Genomic DNA, 14825 nt, shown 5'->3' with positions numbered 1-14825 from the left:
CTCTGCTCGCATCACATCATCGCCGGAGATATTTCATGCGCCGTTCGTTCTTCTTCGCCGGGCTCACCGGCGTCAGCCTTATTGCCTCGGTCGTTGCTGCCGACGCGCAGCAGCGGATGACTCGGATCGGCGTGCTCGAATGCCGCGGCGGCGCCAGTGTCGGCTTCATCGTGGGATCGGTGACCCATCTCGGCTGCGTGCTGCGCGCTGACGGCTTGCCCGATGACCGCTACGTCGCGACTATCCGCAAGGTCGGCCTCGACATCGGCATCACCCAGGAAACCGCGCTCGCCTGGGGCGTGTTCGCGCCAGTCGATCGGCTCGGCCCCGGCGACCTCTCCGGCAATTACGCGGGCGCGCAGGGCAGCGCCTCGGTCGGCGTCGGTCTCGGCGGCAACGTGCTGGTCGGAGGCTCCCACAATTCGATCGCGCTCCAGCCGCTCAGCGTGCAGGGCCAGGTCGGCCTCAACGTCGCCGCCGGCCTCGAGAGCCTGGAACTTCGTCCGGGGCGATAACACTTTCGCGTGTGATCGCGCCGCGCGAAATGGTGCGATTTTGCTGACGACGCACCGCAGCGATATTTGCTGCTTGCCAAATCTCGGGGACGGGCACAGCATCGACGTTTGCCGACCCAATCATGGGCCGAGCTCCACACCAAGGAGGCGGCGAATGGGACAAGACGTCAGAAGTCCCCGAGGTCCACGGTGCATCGCGCTGGTGGGCCCTTTCCAAAGCGGTAAAACCACACTTTTGGAAGCAATCCTGGCGCGAACGGGCGCAATCCCGCGTGCCGGCAGCGTCGATGCCGGAACCTCCGTCGGCGACGCCACAGCAGAGGCCCGTCATCACAAGATGACCGTCGGGCTGACTGCCGCGACCACGAGTTTCATGGGTGACAGCTACACCTTCCTCGATTGTCCCGGTTCCGTCGAGTTTGCCCACGACATGCGCACCGCGCTGCCCGCGGTCGACGCCGCAATCGTTGTCTGTGAGGCCGACGAGAAGAAGCTGCCGCAGCTTCAGATCATCCTGCGCGAGCTGGAGGAGCTGAAGATCCCGCGTTTCCTGTTCCTGAACAAGATCGATCGGGCCAGCCAGCGTATCCGCGAGACGCTCGCAATGCTGCAGCCCGCCTCGCGCGTGCCGCTGGTGCTGCGCCAGATCCCGATCTGGAAGGACGAGCTGATCGAGGGCTTCGTCGATCTCGCGCTGGAGCGCGCCTTCGTCTATCGCGAGCACAAGGCTTCCGAGGTGGTCGCGCTCGAAGGCGGCGATCTCGATCGTGAGAAGGAAGCCCGCTTCTCGATGCTGGAGAAGCTTGCCGATCACGACGATGCGCTGATGGAGCAGCTGCTCGAGGACATCCAGCCGCCGCGCGATGCCGTGTTCGACGATCTCGCCCGCGAATTGCGCGAGGGATTGATTTGCCCGGTGCTGCTGGGTTCGGCCGCGCGCGAGAACGGCGTGCTGCGCCTGATGAAGGCATTGCGTCACGAGGCGCCCGGCATCGCGGAGACGGTAAAACGTCTCGGCGTTTCCGAGGCCAAGGACGCGCTCGGCTACGTCTTCAAGACACTGCATTCGCAGCATGGCGGAAAACTGTCGCTGACGCGGCTGCTTGCCGGCAAGCTCGACGACGGAGCGACGCTGCAATCCGCCTCCGGAGGCCTGGGGCGCATCTCCGGCATCCTCGCCGTCAACGGCGCCTACGACACCAAGCGTGCCTCGGCCGAGGCCGGCGACACGGTGGCGCTCGCCAAGCTCGATCCGATCAAGACCGGGGACACTGTGTCGAACGGCAAGACGCCGCCCGCTGCATTGATCGCCATCGAGCCGACACCGCCGGTGCTCGCGATCTCGATCGCTGCCATCGATCGCAAGGATGACGTCAAGCTCGGCCAGGCGATGGCGCGGCTGCACGAGGAGGATCCGTCACTCGTCGTCGTGCAGAACGCCAAGACCCACGACACCGTGCTGTGGGGGCAGGGCGAGATGCACCTGCGCGTCGCGGGTGAGCGGCTGCGCGATCGCTTCGGCGTCAAGGTCACCTCGCATCCGCCCGGGATCGGCTACCAGGAAACCATCCGCAAGCCGATCATCCAGCGCGGGCGGCACAAGAAGCAGTCCGGCGGCCACGGCCAGTTCGGCGACGTCGTGCTCGACATCAGGCCGCTGCCGCGCGGCGACGGCTTCAAGTTCGCCGAGAAGGTCGTCGGCGGCGCGGTGCCGCGCAACTACATCCCCGCGGTGGAAGAAGGCGTCGTCGACGGATTGGCGCGCGGTCCGCTCGGCTTTCCCGTCACCGACGTCGAGGTGACGCTGACCGACGGCTCCTATCACAGCGTCGACTCCTCCGACCTCGCCTTCCGCACCGCGGCGCGGGTCGGGCTGAACGAAGGCCTGCCGCAATGCCAGCCGGTCTTGCTGGAGCCGATCCACGTGGTCGAGATCGTCTGCCCGACCGACGCCACCGCCAAGATCAATGCGATCCTGTCGGCACGGCGCGGCCAGATTCTCGGCTTCGACACCCGCGAGGGCTGGAGCGGCTGGGACTGCGTCCGCGCCATGATGCCCGAAGCCGAGATCGGAGAGCTGATCGTGGAGCTGCGCTCCGCCACCGCCGGCGCCGGCAGCTTCACACGCCAGTTCGACCACATGGCCGAGGTCACGGGCCGCGCCGCCGACCAGATCATCGCCGCGCATCAACACGCGGCGTGATTGGTCTCGCGCGTTAAAGGATGCGCACTCTCTCCCACCCTCGCTCCGCTCTGCTGTTCAGACCGGGAGAGGGGGGGATGAGGGGCCGCTTCCGCGGGCGCGGCAAAAGCTGGACTCTTATTCTCCTACCACCGTCATCGCGAGCGCAGCGGAGCAACTGGAATCCCTCCGGGGAAGGACTCTGGATGGCTTCGCTCCGCTTGCAATGACGATGTGGATGCGGATTTGCCTCAGGCAGACGTGAGGTTCGCAGAACCTCTCCTCGCGGAACGGGGAGAAGTTGGCTCTTGTGTTCGGTTCATTTTTGATGTATTTTACGTCATTGTATATGCTATAAATATCATTTATAAAGTCTGATAAGTGAGACTGAGGTGATCACGTCGTTCCAGATGCGCGCAGCCCGGGCGCTGCTCGGCATTGACCAGAAAACTCTGGCCGAGCTCGCCGGCGTGTCGCTGCCGACCATCCAGCGGATGGAGGCCAGCACCGGCAATGTTCGCGGCGTGGTCGAGACCCTGATCAAGGTGGTCGAGGCGTTCGACCGGGCCGGCATCGAGCTGATCGGCGAACAGGCCCGCAGCGACAGCGGCGGGCGTGGCGTTCGCTTGAAGGAGCCGGGGCCGCCGCGCCGCGTCGGAGCATGATCGGGCGTTGATCGGGCTCGGGATCAGGATGGGTAAGCGCATCGTCGCACCTCGGCAACACGGGACGCACGATGCTTCGGAGCATTGTGGATGAGCATCACGACGGATCAGGCGGCCAGGCTGCATCAGCTTCGTCGTCCGACTTTTGCCGAACTGTATTTGCCGAAACTCGTCACCGTCTGGCGTGAAGGCTACGACGGCGCGGATTTCCGTGCCGACGTCTTCGCCGGCCTGACGGTTGCGATCGTCGCGTTGCCGCTGTCGATGGCGATCGCGATCGCCTCGGGCGTGACGCCGGACCGCGGTCTCTATACTGCCGTCGTCGGTGGCTTCATCGCCTCCCTGCTCGGCGGCAGCCGGTTCCAGATCGGCGGACCTGCCGGCGCGTTCATCGCCCTGGTCGCAGCGACCGCGGAGCGGCACGGCGTCGATGGTGTCATCCTCGCCACCATGATGGCGGGCCTGTTCCTGATCGCCGCGGGGCTGCTGCGGGTCGGTACCTACATCAAGTTCATTCCCTATCCGGTGACGGTCGGCTTCACCGCCGGCATCGCCGTGATCATCTTCGCCAGCCAGCTCCGTGATCTCTCGGGCATCACGCTCGCAGGGAAGGAGCCCAGCGAGTTCGTGCCGAAACTCGTCGCGCTCGCCGGCGGGCTCGACACCGTGAATCCGTCCGCCGTCGCGGTCGCCATCGTCAGCATCGCCATCATCGCCGGCTTGCGCCGCTGGCGGCCGTCCTGGCCCGGCATCCTGATTGCAGTCGTGTTTGCGGCGGTCGCGAGCGCGGTGCTGTCGCTCCCGGTCGAGACCGTCGGCTCGCGCTTCGGCGGTATTCCGCGCGAACTGCCCTCGCCCGTGCTGCCCGCGTTCTCGCTGGAGAAGGCAAGGGCTGTGCTGCCGGATGCGATCGCCTTCGCGCTGCTGGCCGCCATCGAATCGTTGCTGTCGGCGGTGGTCGCCGACGGCATGACCGGCCGCCGTCACCGCTCCAATTGCGAGCTGGTGGCGCAAGGAGCGGCCAATGTCGGCTCGGCGCTGTTCGGCGGCATCTGCGTCACCGGCCTGATCGCACGCACCGCCACCAACATCCGCGCCGGCGCGCGCGGGCCGCTCGCGGGCATGCTGCATTCGGTGTTCCTGCTGCTGTTCATGCTGATCGCGGCGCCGCTGGCGAGCTATATTCCGCTGGCCGCGCTCGCCTCGGTGCTGGTCGTGGTGGCCTGGACCATGGCGGAGAAGCACGAATTCGCCACGCTCGTGCGCTCGTCGTGGGGCGATGCCGTCGTGCTGCTCGCGACCTTCCTGCTCACGATCTTCCGCGATCTCACCGAAGGCATCCTGGTCGGCTTCGCGCTCGGCGCGGTGCTGTTCATCCACCGCATGGCGGAGATGACGGGCATCGAGGAACGCGCGCCGCTGGTGGTCGACGATCGCGCCGACGACGGCAATGGCGATCGCGTTCCCTACGATTCCGCGCTTGCGGTCGACCGCGACGTGCTGGTCTATCGCATCACCGGCGCGTTCTTCTTCGGCGCGGCCTCGGCGATCGGCGGCGTGCTCGACGGCATCGCCGACCGGCGCAAGGCTTTCGTCGTCGATTTCGCCGCGGTGCCGTTCCTGGATTCGACCGCGGCCAACGTGCTCGGCCGCGTCGCCGCCAAGGCGCACCGCCAGGGCATCCGGCTGTTCATCACGGGGGCCTCGCCCACGGTCCGCCGCGCGCTGCTCACCCATGGCGTGACGCCGCCGCGCGCGCGCTATCGCACGAGCCTCGAGCGCGCCATCGCCGACATCAAGGGCCGAGCTGCCGACGAGGCTGCTGCGAGCTGACGGCGCTGCTCTCGAGCCGGCGTCCGCACCTTGACAGCGCCTGCTGGACGCGAAATGGATCGCCTTCCACGCTTCCAGAGGGACGGATGACCCTGACCAAGGCTCCTGCAGCCTGTCTGATCGGATGGCCGGCCGCGCATTCGCGCTCGCCGCTGATCCATCATTACTGGCTGCGCACGCTCGGCATCGAAGGAGGCTACGTCATCGAGGCGGTGCCGCCCGAGAACCTGCGCGATTTCGTGCTGCGGCTGTCGCTGCGCGGCTTCGTCGGCGCCAACGTCACCATCCCGCACAAGGAAGCCGTGCTGGCGCTGTCGACGCCCGACGCCCGCGCGAAGGCGGTCGGCGCTGCGAACACGCTCTGGTTTGCCGACGGTGAGCTGCGTTCGACCAACACCGATGTCGAAGGTTTCATTGGCAATCTCGATGCCAGCGCGCCGGGCTGGGATGCGGCCGAGGAAGCGCTGGTGCTGGGCGCCGGCGGCTCCGCGCGCGCGGTCGTGTTCGGCCTGCTCGAACGCGGCATCAAGTGCGTGCATGTCGCCAATCGCACCGTTGCGCGGGCCGAGGCGCTGGCGAGGCAGTTCGGGCCGAACGTGCATCCGCTGCCGTGGGACGCGATCAACGACGTGCTGCCGCGCGCAAGGCTTCTCGTCAACACGACCTCGCTCGGCATGCACGGGCAGCCGTCGCTCGATGTCGATGTCGCACGCCTGCCGCAAGCGGCGGTCGTCGCCGACCTCGTCTATGTTCCACTGGTGACGCCGCTGCTCGCCGCGGCGACAGCGCGCGGCCTGAAGACCGCCGACGGGCTCGGCATGCTGCTGCATCAGGCGGTGCGCGGCTTCGAGCTGTGGTTCGGCCGGCGGCCCGAGGTCACGGCCGAGCTGCGCGCACTGGTCGAGGTCGATCTCACAAAGTCTTGAGAGAATAGCGCGCGGCCTTCCGGAGTTCTCCATCCCATGGGGGCAATCGGAGACCGTCATGCCTGTTCAACGTGCAACCTTCACACGTCCACTGATCGCCGTCGCGATGGTGGCCGTCTCAACTTACTGCGCCTTTGCCCAGAGGGCGCCGGTGCCGACGCGCGTGCGCGGCACGATCGAGAGCGTCAACGGCGACACCATGCAGGTCAAGTCGCGCAGCGGTGAAGACGTCAGGCTTCACATCGCCTCCGACGTGAACGTGTCGGGCATTACCAGGATTTCACTCGCCGACGTCAAGCCGGGTTCGTTCATCGGTGCGACCACCGTGCCGGGACCGGACGGCAGCCAGAACGCGGTCGAGGTCCACGTGTTTCCGGAGAGCATGCGCGGCACCGGCGAGGGCTCCCGGCCCTGGGACCTCAAGCCGAACTCCAGCATGACCAATGCGACCGTGGCCGAAAGCGTCGTCGGCAATGACGGCCATACGCTGCTCGTCAAGTACAGGGACGGCGAGAAGAAGGTGTTCGTCGCCGACAGCACGCCGGTGGTGACCTTCGTGCCGAGTGACAAATCCGAGTTGAAGCCGGGTGCCAAGGTCATCGCCTTCATGAAGCAATTGCCCGACGGCTCCTTCGAGACCAACCGCGTCAGCGTCGGCCGCGACGGAATTGCGCCGCCGATGTGAGACGACGTGTCATTCCGGGGCGCGCACAGCGCGAACCCGGAATCTCGAGGTTCCGGGTCTGGTCCTTCGGACCATCCCGGAACGACGAGGGTTACACCGCAATCACATGATCGTCGATCTCGTCGATCCGGTTGACGCCGCAAAGGCCCATGGTCGTGAGCAGCTCCTTCTGGATGATGTCGATCGCCTTGGCGACGCCGGCCTGGCCGCCGGCGCCCAGCCCGTATGCATAGGCCCGGCCGATCATGCAGGATTTCGCGCCGAGGGCGAGGGCGCGCATCACGTCCTGGCCGGAGCGGATGCCACCGTCGAACATGATCTCCATCTTGTCACCAATCGCGTCGACGATCTCGGGCAGCACCTCGATCGAGGACGGCGCGCCGTCGAGCTGGCGGCCGCCATGGTTGGAGACCACGATCGCCTGCGCTCCGGTCCTGGCGGCGAGCTCGGCGTCCTCGACGTCGAGGATGCCCTTCAGGACCAGCTTGCCCGGCCAGATCGAACGGATCCACTCGATGTCGCTCCAGTTCAGCGAGGTGTCGAACTGCGAGCTGATCCAGGTCGAGAGCGAGGTGATGTCGTCGCTGACCTTCAGATGACCGGCGAGATTGCCGAACGTGCGGCGCTTGCCTTGCAGCACGCCCGACACCCAGGCCGGCTTGGTGGCGAAATCGATCAGCTTCGACAGCGACCATTCCGGCGGCACCGTCATGCCGTTCTTGATGTCCTGGTGGCGCTGTCCGATCACCTGGAGATCGACGGTCAGCACCAGCGCCGAGCATTTCGCCGCGATCGCGCGCTCGATCAGCGCCTTGATGAAGCCGCGGTCCTTCATGACGTAGAGCTGGAACCAGAACGGCTTCTCGACATTGGCGGCGATGTCCTCGATCGAGCAGATCGACATCGTCGACTGCGTGAACGGGATACCGGCGGCCTGCGCTGCGCGGCAGGCGTGGATCTCGCCGTCGCCGTGCTGCATGCCGAGCAGGCCGACCGGCGCGAGGATCAGCGGCATGGTCGAGGGCTCGCCGAGGATCGTGATCGAGGTATCGCGCTTGGAGACGTCGACCAGGATGCGCTGGCGGAACTTGATCGCCTGCATGTCCTCGCGGTTGGCGCGCAGCGTTTCCTCGGCATAGGAGCCGCGGTCGCAATAGTCGAAGAAAGCCTTCGGCACGCGGCGCTTATGCAGCGCGCGAAGATCGTCGATACAGGTGATATGCTTCATGATGTCGTTTCCCCGGCCCGTCTTACTCGGAAGTCTTGCATCGGAAGATTTCGGGGTCATCTACCATGGTTGGATGCACAGCCAAATCGTTTACAGAACGTTTTGCAGGAGGGTGCCATGACGAGGCCACACGCTGGACCGTCACCGGAAGAGGTCAAGGAAAAGCATGATCTCGAGAAGGCGCTGGAGGAGGGACTGGAAGAGACCTTTCCGGGCTCCGACCCGGTCAATGTCACCCAGCCGGCGCCGAGCCGCGAGGACGGCCATGTGAAGCGCTCCGGCTAGGGGCGGTTCCGCTCCGAACCGGCGCTCGGGTGGGAAACATAGGGTTAACAAGACCTTATCGAGCCGGTGGCGTCGCCGATTCAGTAACGATTGATCATATTTTTTGAAGCCAAGTTGGCCATGATGGCATTATAACAACCCAGCAAATCAGGGATGCGGGGCCCCGCTCGGGCAGCCCGTGATTCTAGAGGGGATTCCCTGGTTGTTGCCTGGGGGACGATATGAGCCGCAAATATTTCGGGACGGACGGGATTCGGGGCCGCGCCAACGGACTGATCACGCCGGAGCTCGCGCTCAAGGTCGGCCAGGCCGCAGGCCTTGCGTTTCAGCGCGGTGAGCACCGCCACCGGGTCGTGATCGGCAAGGACACCCGTCTGTCCGGCTACATGATCGAATACGCGATGGTCGCAGGCTTCACCTCGGTCGGCATGGACGTGCTGCTGGTCGGCCCGATGCCGACGCCGGCGGTCGCGATGCTGACCAAGTCGATGCGCGCCGATCTCGGCGTGATGATCTCGGCCTCGCACAATCTGTTCGAGGACAACGGCATCAAGCTTTTCGGCCCGCAGGGCTTCAAGCTTTCAGACGACGTCGAGAGGCAGATCGAGCAGCTCCTCGACGAATCTCTCGACAAGAGGCTGGCGCAAAGTGCGAGCCTGGGCCGCGCCCGCCGTATCGACGGTGTGCACGACCGCTACATCGAATTCGCCAAGCGCACGCTGCCGCGAGATCTGTCGCTCGACGGCCTGCGCGTCGTGATCGATTGCGCCAACGGTGCCGCCTACAAGGTGGTGCCCGAAGCCCTGTGGGAGCTGGGCGCCGACGTGGTGCCGATCGGCGTCGAACCCGACGGTTTCAACATCAACAAGGAATGCGGCTCGACCTCGCCGGAAGCGCTGTCGAAGAAGGTGCGCGAGATGCGCGCCGATATCGGCATCGCCCTGGACGGCGACGCTGATCGCGTCATCCTGGTCGACGAGCGCGGCCACCTCGTCGACGGCGATCAGCTGCTCGCGGTGATCGCGCAGAGCTGGAAGGAAGACGGACGCCTGTCGCGCCCGGGCATCGTCGCCACCGTGATGTCCAATCTCGGGCTCGAGCGCTTCCTGAAAGGGCAGGGGCTCGATCTCGTGCGCACGCCGGTCGGCGACCGCTACGTGCTCGAGCAGATGCTGAACGGCGGCTACAATCTCGGCGGCGAGCAGTCCGGTCACATCATCCTGTCCGACTACGCCACCACCGGCGACGGTTTCGTGGCTGCCTTGCAGGTGCTGGCCGTGGTGCAGAAGCTGCGCCGGCCGGTCTCGGAAGTCTGCCACCGCTTCGATCCGCTGCCGCAGATCCTCAAGAACGTCCGTCACAAGGGCGGCAAGCCGCTCGACGATTCCGACGTCAAGTCGGCGATCTCCGACGGCGAGAGGCGCCTCAACGGCCACGGCCGACTGCTGATCCGTTCCTCCGGCACCGAGCCCGTGATCCGCGTCATGGGCGAAGGCGAGGACCGCATCCTGGTCGAGGACGTCGTCGACACCATCGTCCTGGCGCTCGGCCAGGCCGCGGCTTGATGTTTTTCTTACCCTCCCCTGGAGGGGGAGGGTCGATCGCGCGAAGCGCGAGCGGGGTGGGGTGATCGCTCCGCTCGTGCACTGTTGGATGCGGAGAGACCGTCACCCCACCCCGTCACATGTCTCGCTTCGCTCAACATGGGCCGACCCTCCCCTCCAGGGAGGTAAGCGACGAGAACACCCACGCATCCCAGCCATAAGCGATTGACGGTGGTTCCACCGCCGCTTGCATCGTAATGAGCCGATGCGGCGGTTCGCCGCGCCAGCCGGGGCCGCCCCTTGAACAAGCCTGTCGTCGTCCCTGAGGAAACGCTGACCGAGCCCGTCGTCGTCAGCGACGTGACCCCCGCCGTCGCCAAAGCGGCAGGGCCGGCTTACATCGTGCTCGCCGGCATCAGCTTCTCGCACTTTCTCAACGACACCATGCAGTCGCTGATCGCTTCGGTCTATCCGATCCTGAAGGACACCTACGCGCTCGACTTCGCGCAGATCGGCATGATCACCCTGGCCTTCCAGTTCACGGCCTCGCTGCTCCAGCCTGTGGTCGGGCACTACACCGACAGGAAGGCACAGCCCTATTCGCTGGCGATCGGCATGGCCTCGACCTTCTTCGGCCTGCTGCTGCTCAGCGCCGCGCAGCAATATCTCGTCATCCTCGTCGCCGCCGCACTGGTCGGCCTCGGCTCGGCGGTGTTTCATCCGGAATCGGCGCGCATCGCGCGGCTCGCTTCCGGCGGTCGCTACGGTTTTGCGCAATCGGTGTTCCAGCTCGGCGGCAGTTTCGGCACCTCGATGGGACCGGTGCTGGCGGCGTTGATCGTGGTGCCGTTCGGTCAGGGCAGCATCGCCTGGTTTTCCTCGATCGCGTTCCTCGCGATCCTCATCCTCTGGCGCATCGGCCGCTGGTATGCGCCGCAGATCAAGGCGAAGAAGGCGGCCGCGGCTCAGGCCCATCCTGACGCGCCGAGCTCGCGCCGGGTCGCGGTGGCGCTGCTCGTGCTGGTCGCACTGTTGTTCTCAAAACAGCTCTACGTATCGAGCCTGTCGAGCTACTACATCTTCTACCTGATCGATCGTTTCGGCGTGTCGACACAGGCAGCCCAGATCTATCTCTTCATCTTCCTCGCCGCGAACGCCGTGGGTGCGTTTCTCGGTGGTCCGTTGGGGGATCGCTTCGGCCGCAAGATCGTGATCTGGATATCGATCCTGGGCGCGCTGCCGTTCACGCTGGCGCTGCCCTATGCCGGCCTCTACACCAGCGCCGTGCTCAGCGTTGCCATCGGTCTGATCATCTCCTCGACGACGTCGTCGATCATCGTCTTCGCGCAGGAGCTGGTGCCGCACCGCTTCGGCATGATCTCCGGCGTGTTCTTCGGCGTCGCCTTCGGCATCGGCGGCCTCGGGGCCGCCGTGCTCGGCAAGCTCGCCGACCACACCTCGATCGAGTTCGTCTACCAGGTCTGCGCGTATCTCCCGGCGATCGGGCTGCTCGCGGTGTTCCTCCCCAGGCTGCCGCGGCACGCGCGTTAACACATTCTCACTCGCTGCGTTGCGGCTTCACACATCGTTAGGAAATGCGGCGAAGGCGCCGCATTTGGCGCTGCATTTCTGCAACGCCGGCGCCGCATCCGCGTGTGCGGTGAGAAAAAATCAACCTTAAAAATTAGGGTTAAGTGGCGCTTAAACATTTGCTGCCATCGTCCGGGTCGTGAGTTTCCAGAACGTGGGGCGCCCGTCTTTGCCTCACCGGCCAAAAGGACGAAGCAATGCGTAGCGTTAAGTCTCTCCTTGCCGCGGGTGCGGCAACCCTGATCTCGTCGATGGCGTTCGCCGCCGACATGCCGATCGCCGCGCCCCCTCCCATGTACGCGCCGCCCGCTCCGCCCGCCGACTTCGGCGGCTGGTATCTGCGCGGCGACATCGGCATGACCAACCAGAGTGCCAAGAGCATCGAAAGCGCCCTGCCGGCCGGGTATTCGAAGACGACGGAGGGCCTCGGCTTCGACTCCTCGCCGCTGTTCGACCTCGGCGTCGGCTATCGCTTCAACAACTGGTTCCGTGCCGACGTGATCGGCCAGTATCGCGGCAAGGCGAACCTGCACGGCAGCGACAACGTGGTTGGACCCGGCTTCGTCGGCGTCAACAACTACACCGGCAGCAAGTCCGAGTGGGTCGTGATGGCCAACGCCTATGTCGACCTCGGTACCTGGTGGTGCATCACCCCGTTCATCGGTGCCGGTGTTGGCGGCTCCTACAACAAGATCAGCGGCTTCCGCGACGACGGGGTGTCATACAGCCCGGGCCTCAACAACAGCGTCGCCTACTTCGCCGACAACGGGAAGTGGAACTTCGCCTGGGCGGCCCACGCCGGTCTCGCCTACAAGGTCAATCCCGGGTTCACCGTCGAACTGGCCTACAGCTACATGAATCTCGGCGATGCGGCGCCCGGCAACTACCGTTTGTTCGACAACAGCGCCTCCGGCCCGACCTCGATCAAGATCAAGGAACTCACCTCGCACGACGTCAAGCTCGGCGTGCGCTGGGATCTCAACAGCCCGCCGGCCTACATGCCGCCGCCGCTCGTCACCAAGGGCTGATCGGCAGCCTCATCGCTTAACGTCTCCTAACGGCGCGGGATCATCCCGCGCCGTTTTGCTTTGCGGATTTTTCATGGCCCGACAGGGACGAAAACGCCCTGACGCAACCATTGGTTAAGGTTAACAGGCCATGATCATCGCAACAGTTCGAGTCCGATGGAGCGTTGCGATGCGTAGGCTGATGGTTGCGGCGGCGATGTTGGGGACGGTGTCTGCCGCGCACGCGGCCGACATGCCGGACCTGCCCGTGCTGCGCGGCGGCTTTACCGACGGCCTGTCGAAGACGACCCGCAACTGGGATGGCGCTTATGTCGGCGGCAGCGCCGGCTACACGACCGACGCGACCGATTTCAGCCAAAGCGTGGTCGGCCTCACAAACTACATCTTCCGCGACAGCGTTCTGCAGCAACCGACCGCGAACTGGTCGCTCATGAGCAAGACCAACACGCAAGGCGTCAATTTCGGCGGCTTCGTCGGCCGCAACTGGCAATGGTACGATGCCATTCTCAGTCTCGAGGGCACCTACAGCTACTTCAACAATCTCCACACGCAGACGAGTGGTCACAACGCGCTCGTCATCACCAACCCGCCCGGCGATAATCCGCCCGCCGGCACGACCGACAACTATAACGTGACTTTGACCGGGACCGCCGCGGCGCAGGTCAAGGACATGATTTCGCTCCGTGGCCGCGTGGGTTGGGATGGTGGCGATTTTATGCCGTACGCCTTCTTCGGCGCCGCGGTTGGGCGGATGGACGTCTCCCGCACGGTGACGAGCGATGTGACGCTCACGCAGATCGTGACGGACGCAGGCGGTACGACTACGGCCACTACGTACGCTGTTCCGGCGCAGTCGCAGACTCAGAGCCAGCACAGGACCAACGCCTTCGCTGTGGGTTGGACCGCGGGCCTCGGGATCGAATATTGCATTTGGGACGGGTTGTTCGCGCGCGTTGAATACGAATATGTGAGATTCTCGCCCGTCATGAACACGCAGGTCACGCTGAACAACGCGCGCGTCGGGCTCGGCTACAAGTTCTGAGCCGTCCGCTTCCTGTTGACAGCCTCCTCGCCTCCTGATGCTCTGTCGCCCGAAGACGGGGCGGCGGCGATGAAGATCTACGGCGACAGCAATTCCGGAAACTGTCTGAAGGTGAAATGGGTCTGCGACAGGCTCGCAGTGCCCTACCGGTGGATCGAGATCGACACAAGCAGGGGCGAGACGCGCACACCGCAATTCCTCAGGATGAACGGTGCCGGCCAGGTGCCGACCGTCGAGTTTGACGACGGCCGCACGCTGGCACAGTCCAACGCCATCATCCGCTATCTAGCCCGTGACAGTGCGCTCATTCCGCGCGACGCCTTTGCTGCGGCCAAGATGGACGAATGGCTGTTCTGGGAACAGTACAGCCACGAGCCTTATATCGCGGTGTGCCGCTTCCTCCTCGTCTACCTGGGCAAGAGGGTATCCGAGCTCGATCCCGAGAAGGTCAAGCGCGGACATGCGGCGCTCGACCGCATGGAGCAGCATCTCTCCGGCAGCCGCTTCTTCGCCGGCGATGAGGTTTCGCTCGCGGACGTGTCGCTGCTCGCCTATACGCGCCTCGCGCATGAAGGTGGCTTCGATCTCGGCCGCCATGCGTCCGTCCGCCGCTGGATCGGCGAAGTCGAAGCGTTTCTCGGCCTTTCGCCGGCGCGCTGAGTCCGGAGTTGTATGACATGAATGCCGAAACCGTCTCCATCCGTCCCGCGCGCCGCGAGGACGTCGCCGCGATCGTTGCGATGCTCGCCGACGATCATCTCGGCCGCGCGCGCGAACGCGTGGAAGATCCGTTGCCCGCCTCCTATTACGACGCATTCGCACGGGTCGAGCGCGATCCGAATCTCACGCTCGTGGTTGCCGAGAGCGCGGGCAGGGTGGTCGGCTGCCTGCAGCTCGCGATCCTGCCGGGGTTGAGTTCGCAAGGCGGCGTGCGCGGCCTGCTCGAGGACGTTCGCGTTGCTTCCGATTGTCGCAGCCGCGGCATCGGCGAGCAATTGGTGCAATGGGCGGTCGTGGAAGCGAAGGCGCGCGGCTGCAATCTCGTCGAACTGTTGACGCATCAGACGCGCGTCGATGCGCAGCGCTTCTACAAGCGGCTCGGGTTCGCCGCGAGCCATGTGGGCATGACTGTCCGCTTTTGAGGCAGCGGAAGCGTTTTCGAGCGAAGTGGATACCGGTTCGCGCAAAGAAAACCCGTCAATACGCGAATCCGGAGTCCCGTTCCGATTGTATCGAAATGGGGCGCTGGCCGCGAGCCTTGCGCGATCAGCAAATTCGGATTGCGCATTCGTTCATCTTAAT

14 protein-coding genes are annotated in these 14825 nt (G+C 65.1%); 13 read left to right on the top strand and 1 reads right to left on the bottom strand.

Features of this window, described 5'->3' with window-relative positions; translation table 11 throughout:
- Nucleotides 1-35: 35 nt before the first annotated feature.
- The 6 genes from XH87_RS24610 (at nt 36) to XH87_RS24585 (ending at nt 6806) form a co-directional block, all read left to right on the top strand.
- Nucleotides 36-515, top strand: coding sequence for a DUF992 domain-containing protein (locus XH87_RS24610; RefSeq protein ID WP_271589254.1), 480 nt, complete (start codon nt 36-38; stop codon nt 513-515).
- Between the two features lie 154 nt (nt 516-669).
- The gene (locus tag XH87_RS24605; protein WP_271589253.1) at nt 670-2718 is read left to right on the top strand and encodes an elongation factor G; all 2049 of its coding nucleotides are present in this window, start codon (nt 670-672) and stop codon (nt 2716-2718) included.
- 371 nt (nt 2719-3089) lie between these two features.
- Nucleotides 3090-3362 (top strand): helix-turn-helix domain-containing protein, encoded by a 273-nt coding sequence (locus XH87_RS24600; protein WP_035710392.1) that lies wholly within the window; start codon nt 3090-3092, stop codon nt 3360-3362.
- A gap of 90 nt (nt 3363-3452) precedes the next feature.
- On the top strand, nt 3453-5195 hold the full coding sequence (locus XH87_RS24595; protein WP_271589252.1) for a SulP family inorganic anion transporter: 1743 nt from the start codon (nt 3453-3455) through the stop codon (nt 5193-5195).
- Between the two features lie 86 nt (nt 5196-5281).
- Nucleotides 5282-6121: a shikimate dehydrogenase gene (locus XH87_RS24590; RefSeq protein WP_271589251.1), complete on the top strand. Its 840-nt coding sequence runs from the start codon at nt 5282-5284 to the stop codon at nt 6119-6121.
- Between the two features lie 58 nt (nt 6122-6179).
- Complete coding sequence (locus XH87_RS24585) at nt 6180-6806, top strand: hypothetical protein (RefSeq protein WP_271589250.1); 627 nt, start codon at nt 6180-6182, stop codon at nt 6804-6806.
- Nucleotides 6807-6897: 91 nt separating this feature from the next.
- Here the strand turns inward: XH87_RS24585 and XH87_RS24580 are convergent, their stop codons facing one another.
- Entirely contained in the window at nt 6898-8034 is a 1137-nt protein-coding gene (locus XH87_RS24580; RefSeq protein WP_271589249.1) for an alpha-hydroxy acid oxidase, read from the bottom strand.
- 117 nt (nt 8035-8151) lie between these two features.
- Between XH87_RS24580 and XH87_RS24575 the strand changes: the two genes are divergently transcribed.
- The 7 genes from XH87_RS24575 (at nt 8152) to XH87_RS24545 (ending at nt 14665) form a co-directional block, all read left to right on the top strand.
- Nucleotides 8152-8319 (top strand): hypothetical protein, encoded by a 168-nt coding sequence (locus tag XH87_RS24575; protein ID WP_193374146.1) that lies wholly within the window; start codon nt 8152-8154, stop codon nt 8317-8319.
- Nucleotides 8320-8540: 221 nt separating this feature from the next.
- On the top strand, nt 8541-9884 hold the full coding sequence (gene glmM / locus XH87_RS24570; RefSeq protein ID WP_035710383.1) for a phosphoglucosamine mutase: 1344 nt from the start codon (nt 8541-8543) through the stop codon (nt 9882-9884).
- A gap of 279 nt (nt 9885-10163) precedes the next feature.
- On the top strand, nt 10164-11414 hold the full coding sequence (locus tag XH87_RS24565) for an MFS transporter (protein WP_271589248.1): 1251 nt from the start codon (nt 10164-10166) through the stop codon (nt 11412-11414).
- Between the two features lie 236 nt (nt 11415-11650).
- Nucleotides 11651-12481 carry an outer membrane protein gene (locus tag XH87_RS24560; RefSeq protein WP_035710379.1) on the top strand — a complete coding sequence of 277 codons (831 nt, stop codon included), beginning with the start codon at nt 11651-11653 and terminating at the stop codon, nt 12479-12481.
- 130 nt (nt 12482-12611) lie between these two features.
- Nucleotides 12612-13523, top strand: a complete 912-nt coding sequence (locus XH87_RS24555) for an outer membrane protein (protein ID WP_271589247.1) — start codon at nt 12612-12614, stop codon at nt 13521-13523.
- Nucleotides 13524-13592: 69 nt separating this feature from the next.
- On the top strand, nt 13593-14183 hold the full coding sequence (locus XH87_RS24550; protein WP_271589246.1) for a glutathione S-transferase family protein: 591 nt from the start codon (nt 13593-13595) through the stop codon (nt 14181-14183).
- A gap of 17 nt (nt 14184-14200) precedes the next feature.
- Nucleotides 14201-14665, top strand: a complete 465-nt coding sequence (locus tag XH87_RS24545) for a GNAT family N-acetyltransferase (RefSeq protein ID WP_271589245.1) — start codon at nt 14201-14203, stop codon at nt 14663-14665.
- The last annotated feature ends 160 nt before the right edge of the window (nt 14666-14825 follow it).

Source organism: Bradyrhizobium sp. CCBAU 53415, from assembly GCF_028128735.1.
Taxonomy (GTDB): Bacteria; Pseudomonadota; Alphaproteobacteria; order Rhizobiales; family Xanthobacteraceae; genus Bradyrhizobium.
Note: the sequence above shows the minus strand (reverse complement) of the source record. Positions and strands in the feature narration are given on the sequence as shown.